Source organism: Pseudomonas sp. NPDC088429 (assembly GCF_044753305.1).
In the GTDB taxonomy this organism is placed as follows: Bacteria; Pseudomonadota; Gammaproteobacteria; order Pseudomonadales; family Pseudomonadaceae; genus Aquipseudomonas; species Aquipseudomonas rustica.
In genome coordinates this window covers 99,917-111,822 of the sequence record NZ_JBIVMX010000002.1, presented here as the reverse complement: position 1 = coordinate 111,822, position 11,906 = coordinate 99,917, and the positions used below count along the sequence as shown (strand labels likewise).

At 58.5% G+C, this 11,906-nt stretch carries 11 protein-coding genes; 2 read left to right on the top strand and 9 right to left on the bottom strand.

All coding sequences use genetic code 11. The annotated features are described in order from the left end of the window. Positions 1 to 95 precede the first annotated feature (95 nt). Positions 96 to 1,202, bottom strand: coding sequence for a PilT/PilU family type 4a pilus ATPase (locus ACIP66_RS02025; protein WP_400644869.1), 1,107 nt, complete (start codon positions 1,200 to 1,202; stop codon positions 96 to 98). A 129-nt stretch (positions 1,203 to 1,331) separates the two neighbouring features. On the opposite strand from ACIP66_RS02025, the gene ACIP66_RS02020 reads away from it, so the two are divergent. Next, the gene (locus tag ACIP66_RS02020; RefSeq protein WP_400644866.1) at positions 1,332 to 3,869 is read left to right on the top strand and encodes a PAS domain S-box protein; all 2,538 of its coding nucleotides are present in this window, start codon (positions 1,332 to 1,334) and stop codon (positions 3,867 to 3,869) included. 51 nt (positions 3,870 to 3,920) lie between these two features. Further along, entirely contained in the window at positions 3,921 to 4,196 is a 276-nt protein-coding gene (locus ACIP66_RS02015; RefSeq protein WP_007912322.1) for a peptidylprolyl isomerase, read from the top strand. A 102-nt stretch (positions 4,197 to 4,298) separates the two neighbouring features. On the opposite strand, the gene ACIP66_RS02010 is transcribed toward ACIP66_RS02015, so the two are convergent. From ACIP66_RS02010 to ACIP66_RS01975, 8 genes are all read right to left on the bottom strand, one after another. Further along, positions 4,299 to 5,234: a sugar kinase gene (locus tag ACIP66_RS02010; RefSeq protein WP_400644863.1), complete on the bottom strand. Its 936-nt coding sequence runs from the start codon at positions 5,232 to 5,234 to the stop codon at positions 4,299 to 4,301. 134 nt (positions 5,235 to 5,368) lie between these two features. After that, positions 5,369 to 6,583: an amino acid deaminase gene (locus ACIP66_RS02005; RefSeq protein ID WP_053120507.1), complete on the bottom strand. Its 1,215-nt coding sequence runs from the start codon at positions 6,581 to 6,583 to the stop codon at positions 5,369 to 5,371. 39 nt (positions 6,584 to 6,622) lie between these two features. Next, positions 6,623 to 7,387, bottom strand: a complete 765-nt coding sequence (locus ACIP66_RS02000; protein WP_400644860.1) for an IclR family transcriptional regulator — start codon at positions 7,385 to 7,387, stop codon at positions 6,623 to 6,625. A 158-nt stretch (positions 7,388 to 7,545) separates the two neighbouring features. Continuing rightward, the gene (locus ACIP66_RS01995; RefSeq protein ID WP_007912330.1) at positions 7,546 to 7,935 is read right to left on the bottom strand and encodes a RidA family protein; all 390 of its coding nucleotides are present in this window, start codon (positions 7,933 to 7,935) and stop codon (positions 7,546 to 7,548) included. A 31-nt stretch (positions 7,936 to 7,966) separates the two neighbouring features. After that, on the bottom strand, positions 7,967 to 8,764 hold the full coding sequence (locus tag ACIP66_RS01990; protein WP_053120511.1) for an amino acid ABC transporter ATP-binding protein: 798 nt from the start codon (positions 8,762 to 8,764) through the stop codon (positions 7,967 to 7,969). Further along, positions 8,761 to 9,423 (bottom strand): amino acid ABC transporter permease, encoded by a 663-nt coding sequence (locus tag ACIP66_RS01985; RefSeq protein WP_400644856.1) that lies wholly within the window; start codon positions 9,421 to 9,423, stop codon positions 8,761 to 8,763. The genes ACIP66_RS01990 and ACIP66_RS01985 overlap by 4 nt, the downstream gene beginning before the upstream one ends. Positions 9,424 to 9,432: 9 nt before the next feature. Further along, positions 9,433 to 10,095, bottom strand: a complete 663-nt coding sequence (locus tag ACIP66_RS01980) for an amino acid ABC transporter permease (RefSeq protein ID WP_003225455.1) — start codon at positions 10,093 to 10,095, stop codon at positions 9,433 to 9,435. Positions 10,096 to 10,270: 175 nt separating this feature from the next. Next, complete coding sequence (locus ACIP66_RS01975; protein ID WP_053120514.1) at positions 10,271 to 11,119, bottom strand: transporter substrate-binding domain-containing protein; 849 nt, start codon at positions 11,117 to 11,119, stop codon at positions 10,271 to 10,273. Positions 11,120 to 11,906 lie beyond the last annotated feature (787 nt).

Here is an 11,906-nt window from a genome sequence, read left to right as displayed (position 1 = left end):
CTATTAACGGAAGTTCATCCTACGTAAAATATAACAACCATCAAGAAACAATAAATTAAATAATATTTCAACCATTACGGCATCGACGCCAGCCTTTAGACCAGTCCCCACCCTTCGGGCGAAGCGTCACCCTCAATTGGCGAACCACTCTTGAGTTTCAACTTCAACCTCAGATTATTATTTGAATCCGCATATTCCAACGCCTGCACTTCACCCAGAACACCTTCAACAACTAACTGATAGATTGCATCATCGAACGTTTGCATCCCTGAATCAGCGGATCGCTCCATGATAGTTTTAAGTTCACCCAGTTCATTGCGCCGAATCAGATCAGCGACCGTCGGCGTGCCAATCATTACTTCAACCGCCGCCCGCCGCTGCCCCTCTGACGTATTCACCAAACGCTGCGAAACCGACGCCTTCAGATTATTTGCCAGCGCCTGTAATAGTTGCGGCCTGCGCTCTTCGGGAAACATGTTCAGAATCCGCTCCAGCGCCTGATTGGCGTTGTGCGCATGCAACGTCGACAGCACCAGATGCCCGGTCTCGGCGAACGTCAGCGCATGCTCCATGGTTTCGCGATCACGTATTTCGCCGATGAGCACGACATCCGGGGCCTGACGCAGGGTGTTTTTCAGCGCCGCGTGAAAACTGCGCGTGTCGACCCCGACCTCACGCTGATTGATGATCGAGCGCTGGTGGCGGTGGATGTACTCGATCGGATCCTCAATGGTGACGATATGCCCGGTGCTGTGACGGTTTCGGTGATCGATCAGCGCCGCAAGCGTGGTGGATTTTCCAGAGTCGGTCGCCCCGACAATCAATATCAGGCCTTGCTTGAGCATCGCCGTCTCGAGTAACACCGCCGGTAACTTCAGATCTTCAAAGCGTGGAATGTCCAGCTTCACGTTTCGGATTACCAGCGAGACGTCGTTACGCTGTTTAAAGATGTTCACCCGGAAGCGTCCGACGCCGGTACGCGAGATCGCCAGGTTCATTTCCAGATCCCGTTCGAACTCGCGGCGCTGCTCGGCGTCCATCAGAGAGGTGGCGATGGCAGCCACTTCACCGGGTTTGAACGGCTGATCGCTCAACGCGGTGAGTACGCCGTCGAAGCGTGCGCTGGGTGGCGCGCCCGTCGACAGAAACAGATCCGAGCCGTGTTTGCTGGCCAGTTGAGTTAACAGTGCATCGATTTCCATGGCAAAAAACACCCGCGAAGCATTGAATGATCGAAATGAGCCGCTGCGTGACGCGCCCGGCCCCATAGCGTCTACCGTTCTGCAAGCATAGTAGACGCCGCCTCACCGACAGAACCTCAGGATCCAACGATGAACGCTGTACCGAACACTGATGACGCCCAGGCTCTGATTGCCCGCACCGACTGGAGTCGCAGCCCGTTGGGCGCCGCTGGCACTTGGCCGCAGAGCCTGCGTACTGCGGTGGACATCGTGATGCACTCGCCCATGCCGATGTTGCTGCTGTGGGGCTCGCAACTGACGCAGATCTACAACAACGGCTTCGCGTTGCTCGCCGGCCACAAGCATCCGCACGCTTTCGGACAGCCTGCACACCAGATATGGCCAGAACTTAGAGAATTCACTGACCCGATTTACAGCGCCGTCCTACAAGGCCAGGTGCGCACCTACAGTGAAAGGCGTTTTACCTTGCAGCGCGACGGTCAGGAATCCGACTTCTGGCTCGATCTGACGTACAGCCCTATCCGCGATGAAAATGCGCAGGTCGCCGGGATTCTGGTCACGGCCATCGAAACCAATGAACGTCGACGCATTGCCCTGGAACTGCAGCAACGCTCCGAACAAAGTTTGAAGGCCCAGCAGGAAACCGAAGAACGCCTGCAATTGGCCCTCGCTGCCACCGATGCGGTTGGCACGTGGGATTGGGACATTGGCGAGGACCGCTTTATTGCCGACGCGCATTTCGCGCAGTTGCATGGCGTCGACCCGGTACGTGCCAGTCAGTTGCCGATCAGCGAATACCTGCAAGGCGTGCACCCCGAAGACCGCGCGATGGTTGCCCGCAGCATCAAACATTGCATCACCCACGGCACCGAATACGCCGAGGAATACCGCCTGTTGCAACCCAACGGCGAGTTGCGCTGGGTGTTTGCCCGAGGCCGTTGCTACAAGGATCACCATGGCCGGCCCATGCGTTTTCTCGGGGCCGCGCTGGATCTGACCGAACGCAAACACACCGAACAGGCGCTGCGTCAGAGCCAGACCGAACTGCAACTGATCATGAACGCGATGCCGATCCTGATCAGCTATGTCGATCAGGAAGAACGTTTTCGCCTGAACAACGCCGCTTATCTGGACTGGTACGGCTTAACCCCGCAGGAGCTGTTCGGGCGCACCATTCGTGATGTCATCGGTGAAGAAGCCTATTTCCTGCGGGCGCCGTACATTGCTGAAGCACTGGCGGGCCGGTCGTGCTCGTTCAGCCTGTACACCTCCCATCGCGACGGCAGCACGCGCCACGCGCTGATGAATTACGTGCCGCGCCACGGGCCGGATGGCGCGGTCAACGGTTTCTATATTTTTGTGATTGATGAAACCGAGCGGAAAAAGACCGAAGAAGCGCTGCGCAATCTCAACGAAACGCTCGAGGAACGGGTCAGCGCCCGCACCGAGCAATTGGCGCAGGCCAACCAGCGTTTGCAAAACGAGATGTTCGAGCGTGAGCGTGCCGAAGATGCATTGCGTCACGCGCAGAAAATGGAAGCGGTCGGCCAGCTCACCGGCGGTATCGCCCACGACTTCAACAACATGTTGACAGGGATCATCGGCAGTCTCGACCTGATGCAGCGCTACATCGCCAACGGTCGTGCCGACGAGATTGGTCGTTTTACCGAAGCGGCCGTGTCCTCGGCGAATCGGGCGGCAGCGCTGACCCATCGGTTGCTGGCGTTCTCCCGGCGTCAGTCGCTGGATCGCAAGAAACTGGATGTCAACGAACTGGTGCATTCACTTGAAGACCTGATTCGCCGCACCAAAGGCGATCCGATCGAGCTCGAACTGCGTCTGACCGACAATGCCTGGCCGGTCAGCACCGATGTCAGCCAATTGGAAAACGCCCTGCTCAATCTGGTGATCAACGCTCGCGATGCGATGCCCGAGGGCGGCAAACTGCTGATCGAGACGGCCAACGTTTACCTTGATGGCAGCGACATCACCACGCTGGAACCGGTCAAGGCTGGCGATTATTTGATGCTCGCGGTCAGCGACAACGGCACCGGCATGACGCCATCCGTGCGCTCAAAAGCGTTCGATCCGTTTTTCACCACCAAACCGATTGGTCAGGGCACGGGGTTGGGGCTGTCGATGATTTACGGGTTTGCCCAGCAATCGGGCGGCCATGTCAGCCTCGACAGCGTGCCGGGTCAAGGCACGTGTGTGCGTTTGTATCTGCCGCGACTGAAAACGCCTGAACTGCAAGCCGCCGAGGTTGAACCGGTGAGCGTTACGCCCCCCACGGCCAGCGGCGAGACCGTGATGGTGGTCGAGGATGACCCGGCGGTGCGCATGCTGGTGCTCGATCTGTTGAAAGAGTTGGGTTATCGCGGGTATGAAGCGCAAGACGCGACGTCCGCCCTGCCCTTGCTGGAATCCGGCTCGCGCATTGACCTGCTGGTGACCGATGTCGGCCTGCCGGGCATGAACGGTCGACAACTGGCGGAGATTGCCCGTCAGCATCGCCCCGGGCTGAAGGTGTTGTTCATGACCGGTTACGCGCAAAAAGCCGCTGAACGTCAGGGCTTTCTTGAGGACGGTATGGACATGGTCGCCAAACCGTTTGCGTTGGAACTGCTGGCCAGCAAGATCCGCACGATGCTCAGCCAAACTCCGTGACTTGAGGCATAATCCGCGCCCCGCCGTCACCCCGTTATCAGGTACCGCACGATGAAAGCCCAAGCCCGCCACATTCTGGTGAAAACCGCCGAAGAGGCCGAACAGCTCAAACAACGCATCGCCAAGGGTGAAGCGTTTGATGTGCTGGCGAAAAAATTCTCGACCTGTCCGTCCGGCAAGCGCGGCGGGGATCTGGGGGAAGTACGGCCGGGACAGATGGTCGGCGCGATTGATGCGGTGATCTTCAAGAAGCCGTTGCGCACGGTGCATGGGCCGATCAAGAGCAAGTTCGGGTATCACTTGGTGCAGGTTTTTTACCGCGATTGATCAACTCCCGTAGGAGCTGCCGAAGGCTGCGATCTGTTGATCTTGCTTGCCAGTCAAAATCAAAAGATCGCAGCCTTCGGCAGCTCCTACAGGGGATGTGTTTCAATCTTTGGGGATCAGTGCACCAGGAACTTGAATGACTCGGCTGGCCAATTGATGCCCGGCCCGCGCGGCCTCTTCAGGACTGTCGCCCATCAACCGCGCCGCGAGATACGCCGCACTGAACGAATCCCCCGCCGCCGTCGTATCCACGACTTTCTCAACTTTCTGCGCCGGCACTTCAAACACCTCACCCTCGCAGCGAATCAGACACGCCTCAGCGCCCCGTTTGAGCACCACTTCCGGCGTACCGATTTGCGCGTACGTGGCGAACACCTCATCGCAATCAGCAAAACCAAACAGCGCCTGTTCGTCATCCACCGTCAGCAAGGCCAGGTCAACGTACGGCAGGACACTGCGATACGCCAGGCGTGCAGCGTCCACCGACGCCCATAAACGTGGACGGTAGTTGTTGTCGAAAACGATCCGCACATCACGTTGGCGGGCTTCGATCAGGGTCTGGATGAGTTTCTCGCGCCCTTGCGCACCGAGCACGGCCAGGGTGATGCCGCTGAAATACAACACGTCGTAATCCGGCAGCGCGGCCAGAATCGGCTCGGCGGCCGGCGTGGTGAAGCAATCGCGGACGGCCGCTTCGTTGCGCCAGTAGAGGAAACGACGTTCGCCATTGGCGTCGGTCTGGATGCAATACAGACCCGGCAGGCGACCTGGCAGGCGTTGCACCATGCCCAGGCCGATGCCTTCTTCTGTCCAGATCTGGCACATGGCGTCGCTGAAGCTGTCATCGCCTAGCGCGGTGACGTAGTCGACTTGCGACTTGTCGCCCAGGGCTCGGGACAGATACACCGCCGTGTTCAGCGTGTCGCCGCCGAAGCTTTGCTGGAGGCTGCCGTCGGCGCGCTGCTGGAGCTCGATCATGCATTCGCCGATGAGGGCGATGCGAGGGGTGTTGGGGCCCAGGGGGCTTAGGGTGTTCATGTTGGCGGTGTCTCTGGTCGTTCGATGGTGTTTGGGCGGGCCTCTTCGCGAGCAGGCTCGCTCCCACAGTTTGAATGCATTCCAAAAAGTGGGAGCGAGCCTGCTCGCGAATGGCCGCGACGCGGTCTTGAGCCTTAGAAACAGGTCTCCATGCTCTCGATCACCGTCAACTGCTCATCCACCAGCAAACCCGTGCGCCACTTGTCGAACGTCAGGCACGGGTGCGAGGTGCCGAAAGAAATGATGTCGCCAACGCGCAGTTCAACGCCCGGCGCTACGGTCATGAAGGCGTGCTGATCCATCACCGCCGTCACCTTGCACGCACCGACATCGTCGCCCACCGCTGGTACAACTCCAGCCTTGTAACGCAACAACGGCACCGGCAAACCGGCGTCATAAGCCACATCACGCTTGCCCAGCGCGATCACCGCAAAACCCGGCTCCGGCAGCGATTGCACATGCGCCCAGACTTCCAGCGCCGGGCGCAAGCCTTCGTGCAAATCACTGCGACGATCCAGCACGCAGCACTGCGCTTCTTTATAGATGCCGTGGTCATGCGCGACGTAACTGCCCGGGCGCAACACGCTTAGGAAACGTCCGGCAGCGTTCTGCGCTTCGAACGACTCAGCGATCAAGTCGTACCACGCCGAACCCGAGGCAGTGATGATCGGCTGCGGAATCGCGAACGCGCCGCTGTCCTGCAACTGTACGGCCAAACGCACCAGCGACGCGGCGAACTCACGAATGCCGCTGACCGCGTGATCACCGTGAATCACCCCTTCGTAACCTTCGATGCCAGTCAGGGCCAGTGCCGGTTGCGCATTGATCGCCTTGGCCAGCTCAATCACTTCCTGCTCGCTGCGGCAACCGCAACGGCCACCGACCACGCCGTACTCGATCATCACGTTCAACTTCACGCCGCGCGAGGCGAAGTAAGCGCCGAGATCGGCGACGTTGTCCGGATGATCGACCATGCAGTAGAAATCGAACGACGGATCGGCCAGCAGATCGGCAATCAACGCCATGTTTGGCGTGCCGACCAACTGGTTGGCCATCAGCACCCGGCGCACGCCGTGGGTGTAAGCGGCACGGGTCTGGGTCGCGCTGGCGAGGGTAATGCCCCATGCGCCGGCGTCGAGCTGACGCTTGAACAGCGCCGGGGTCATGCTGGTTTTGCCGTGGGGCGCGAGTTCGGCGCCGCTGTCGCTGACGAATTTCTGCATCCAGCGAATGTTGTGTTCCAGCGCTTCGCGGTGCAGCACCAGCGCGGGCAGGCTGACGTCACGCGCCAGATGGGCACCGATGGCCGCATCACCTTTATCTACAGCAGAATTGATGACAGTCGTCATGGTCGAACTCCTCACATTCGCGGCCGCACGCGGCCGCGTTTATTCGTTGATTCGTCGGGCGAGGCTGTTAGCGCTCTCGATCAGCACCCGGCGATAGTCGTTGTAATTGTTTTTCGCATCGGCCCGAGGGGCGACGATGCACAGCGTACAAATCGCCACGCCTTGCGGGTCTTTGACGGGCGCGGCGAAGCAATGGGTGAAGGTGTCGGCAACGCTGTCGAACGAAAAGAATCCGTCGATGCCGGCCTGACGGATCTGCGCCAGAAACAGCTCCATCGGCAAACGCTCGCCGTCGGGCAGGATGTAATCGTCTTCGTCGATCAGGTCGCGGATTTGCTGATCGCTTAAATGCGCGAGCAGCAGACGGCCGGAAGCGGTCCATGGGATGGGCGCGTTTTCGCCGATATCGGAAGAAATGCGGAAATGTCGCTCGCCCTCCTTCATCAATGCCACGGTGTATTTGCGCCCATTGAGCAGGCACATCTGCGCGGTTTCATGGGTCTGGCTGACGATCTCCTGCAAGGCGTGATCGGCCTCGCGACTGAGGTCGAAATGACGCAAATGCGCCTGGCCGAGGAAGTACAGCTGCCGGCCGAGATAGACGTGACCGTCCTTGCCCACCGGTTCCAGAATCCGTCGCTCGAGTAACGAGGCAACCAGTTCGTAGACCGTGGATTTCGGGCTGCCGATGCCGTTGGCGATATCATTCGGGCGCAGCGGCTGGCCGATTTCCTTGAGGAAATCGAGGATATCGAACGCCCGATCCAGACCGCGGGCCCGGCGTTTGATGGTGTCTTCGGTCATTTCAGTGGGTTCCCATTCAAAGTCGCCGGGAGTTTACCGCTAATGATCGTTCCCATGCTCCGCGTGGGAATGAAGCCCCGGACGCTCTGCGTCCCTTGGAACGCGGAGCGTTCCGTGAGGCATTCCCACGCAAAGCGTGGGAACGATCATGGCGTTGATCAGGCCTTCTTCTTGTACGCAATGCAGTCGATCTCGACCTTGCAATCAACCATCATGCTCGCCTGCACACAGGCCCGCGCTGGTGCGTGCTCAGGCTTGAAGTACTCACCAAAGACCTTGTTGAAACTGCTGAAATCCCGTGGATCGTCCAGCCACACGCCGGCGCGCACGACATCTTCCAGGCCATAACCGGCCTCTTCGAGAATCGCGATCAGGTTCTTCATGGTCTGGTGAGTCTGCTCGACGATGCCGCCAACAATAATCTCGCCATCCACCGCCGGCACCTGGCCGGACACGTGCAGCCAGCCATCGGCTTCAACGGCGCGGGCGAATGGGCGTGGCTGGCCACCAGCGGCGGTGCTGCCGGTGCCGTATCGAGTAATGCTCATGGGTGTTTCTCCTGGTTACAAAAGTGAATATTTAAAACCGCGTGCTTTTCAGAAACTCAGCCAGACGCGGCGATTGCGGGCGTTCGAACAGCTCCTTGGGAGGCCCCTGTTCTTCGATTCGCCCCTGATTCATGAATACGATTTTGTCCGAAACCTCGAAGGCGAAACGCATTTCGTGGGTCACCAACAACATGGTCATGCCGTCCTCGGCCAGGCCCTTGATCACGTTGAGCACTTCGCCGACCAGTTCCGGGTCGAGGGCTGAGGTGACTTCGTCAAACAGCATCAGACTCGGGTTCATCGCAATGGCCCGGGCGATCGCCACACGCTGTTGCTGTCCGCCGGACAACTGGCCGGGAAAGTGATTGCGCCGCTCCAGCAAGCCAACGCGCTCAAGCCATTTCTCGGCGAGTACCACGGCTTCGTCCTTGTGCATCTTCTTGACCTTGAGCAGGCCAAGGGTGACGTTCTGCAGTGCAGTCAAATGCGGAAACAGGTTGAATTGCTGGAACGCCATGCCGGTCATCGCACGATGACGAGCGATGACTTTTTCCGCATGCCGCACGCGTTTGCCGTTGCTTTCGTCGTAGCCGATCGATTCGCCGTCGAGCAGGATCTGCCCGCCCTGAAACTCTTCGAGCATGTTCACGCAACGCAGCAGCGTGGTCTTGCCCGAGCCGCTGGAGCCGATCAACGTGACCACGTTGCCGCGCTGCATGCTCAGGTCGACACCCTTGAGCACTTCGACCGCGCCGTATTGTTTGTGCAGGCCACGAATATCCAGCAGCGGCTGGCCGTTCTGAAGGTTGGAAACTGGAGCTTCAATCATGGCAAGGCCACCCGCTTTTCAATGTGCCGGCCGAGTAACTCGATGCCGTAGTTGATGACGAAGAACAGAAAACCGGCGAACAGGTAAAACTCCAGGGTCATGAACGTCCGGGCGATGACCTGTTGCGTGCTGAGCAGCAACTCAGCGACGCCGATCACCGAGAGCAAGGTCGACGCCTTGACGATTTCCGTGGACGAGTTGACCCAGGTCGGCAGGATCTGCCGCAATGCCTGAGGCAACAATACGTAGGCAAGGGACTGATAAAACGTCAGACCAATCGCCTGACTCGCTTCCATCTGCCCACGGGGCAACGCTTGCAGCGCACCGCGAACGATTTCGGCAACGTGCGAGCCGCAAAACAGCGTCAGGCCCAACGCACCAGCCTGAAATGCACTGATCTGCCAACCCAGCGCCGGCGCCATATAGAAGCAGGCCAGCACCAGCACAAACACCGGCGTGCCGCGAATCAGATCGACGTAGAAACGGAACGGTGCGCGCATCCAGAACTTGCCGTAGGTCAGCACCAGACCGGTGACAACGCCGAGCATCGTGCCGAACAAAATCGCCAGTGCCGACACCTGCACGCTGGTCAGAAAGCCCTGCAGCAACGTCTCGCGGGCAATCCACAACTCGTGTAACCAAGTGGGAGATTCGTACATCGCAGCCTCCTATCGGCGGATCGCCAGACGCTGCTCGAGGTAACGCAGCAGCATGGCAATGAGGTAACAGGCCGCGACGTACAACGCCGTGGTCACCAGCCAGGTTTCGATCACCCGGTAGCTTTCGACGTTGATCTTGCGCGCGTAATAGGTCAGCTCCGGCACCGCAATCGCAGCGGCCAGCGAAGTGTCCTTGAACAGCGAAATAAAGTTGTTCGACAGTGCCGGCAAGACATTGCGCAGCATGACCGGCACGGTGACGTAAGCCTTGACCTGCCACTCACCGAGACCAATCGCCAACCCCGCTTCGCGCTGCCCCTTGGGAATGCTCAGCAAGCCACCACGGAACACTTCGGTCAGATAGGCCCCGGCGTACAGCGACAGAGTGATGATGAACGACGGGATCTTGTCCAGACGAATCCCGAGGCTCGGCAGTGCGAAGTAGATCAACAGAATCAACACCAGAATCGGCGTGTTACGCACCACCGTGACGTACACCGAAGCCAGCACCCGCAAGGCGCGATGCTTTGACAGCAGCGCGAACGCCATCAGCAGGCCGATCACGCAGCCGATGGCGATCGACACCAGCGCCAGTTCGAGGCCCAGACCGAGCCCCGCGAGCAAGGTGTCGAAATCGCGCCACACGGCGGCAAAGTTCAACTGATAGTTCATGGTCAGCAGTACCTTGAGCGGGGCGACATGCATCGCCCCACTCTTCCTTCAGCAATTTGGAAACGTCGCGAGCGAAGAAAAGACAAGGCGAAAACAGGCGAAAAAGCGGAGTTGACGTCAGTCAATGAGCATTTTGAGGCTGTTTTCAACGCAGTATTTTCGAGCGCAGCAGTTTTCATTTGAATTCGACGGGGAAACCGATCGCTGGGGAAGGCAGATCGACACCGAACCACTGCTTGAACGACGCGGCGTAAGTCGGGAATTCAACGCCGGTCATCGCTTCATGCAACGTGGTGTTGACGAAGTTCAGCCAGTCCTGATCGCCACGTTTGACGGCGCAGGCGTAGGTTTGCGGGCTCCACGCGTAGGTCGGGCTGCGGTAGCGGCCAGGGTTCTGCACCATCAGGTATTTGACCGAAGACTGGTCGGTGGCGGCGGCATCGGCGCGGCCGGAGTTCACTGCCTGATACATCAGATCGACGCTGTCGTACTGATCGACCTTGGCTTTGGGCAGCGCCTGGTGCACCAATTCTTCGGCGTAGACGTTTTGCAGCACGGCCACGGTCACGCTGTCGCCAGCGCCTTGCAGGTCTTCAATTTCCTTGTACTTGCTGTTGTTCGGCAACAACAGGCCGACGCCTTCGCGGTAGTACGGCAGCGTGAACGCCACTTGCTGCGCGCGGCTGGCAGTCACGGTGATGAACTGGCAGCTCATGTCGACCTTGTCGGTGAGCAGATTGGGAATCCGCGCATCGGACGACTGCACCACGAACTCGACTTTACTCGGGTCGTTGAAAAGACCTTTGGCCACCATCCTGGCGATGTCGATATCAAATCCCTGCAACTTGCCGTCCGCGCCCTGAAAGTGCCACGGCGCATTAGTGCTGCCGGTGCCCACGATCAACTTGCCCCGGGCGAGAACACTGTCGAGCTTACTGTCGGCCGCCTGGGCCAGCCCCATGACGGTGGATGAAGCTGCAAGAACAAAAACACACGCTTTAAACAAGGAAGGACGGCGATGCATGGCAAGCACTCCAGATTTGTGTTTATTCCGCTATACCGGAATACGGTTTGTTACTACGGAATAGACAGCAGGAAGTGTGCCACAGGAATCACGAGGAATCTGCAATGGATTGAAATGTTTTTTGAATCAAAGGGATGGGTGAAGTGTGGGGGGGGAGGTGTTACGTGGAGGGTTAGATCATCGACGCTACCGTTGGCTACGAAGTGCGGGTAGCAGGTTCCCAATTGGTGCGTTGTTGCGCCCAGTCCATGCAGTAAGTCTATTCGCGCGGGGATCCATCTTTAAAGATCATCAATTGAAACCTTTATGGTCGGGTCTGTTTCTCGCTCCATGCAAAGCGCCAAGAGCTTCCGATCCTCTAGATTTGTCATTGCTTCCTCGAACTCTCGCGCGGCCTCGATATTTCGAATGTGACTTGCAGATTGATCGTCCCCGCAAGCAACTCCAGTATCGCCAGAATTTTTCTTCAATTCAGAAACGTCCACATGAAAGTTAAAAACAACGATGTGTCGCGACAATCGCGGGGCTGCGTCCCTCCATTGACTCTTGAAGGTATCACGCGTTTTTCTCAGACATTTCTGGGTGGTTTGTCAGACAGTTCTCCGACTGGAGTGGCAGCCGCCGCCACCCAGCGCACCAATTCTGTGCACACCCCGGGAACTTTTCCCGAAAGTGCCACCTAAGAGCCATCAACCGATGGCACTTTCGTTCTACATGATCGGTATCAATCAAGCATCGAACCGGATTGGACAAGCTCCCATCCGGCTGCTTTCCTTTATTTCTCAGT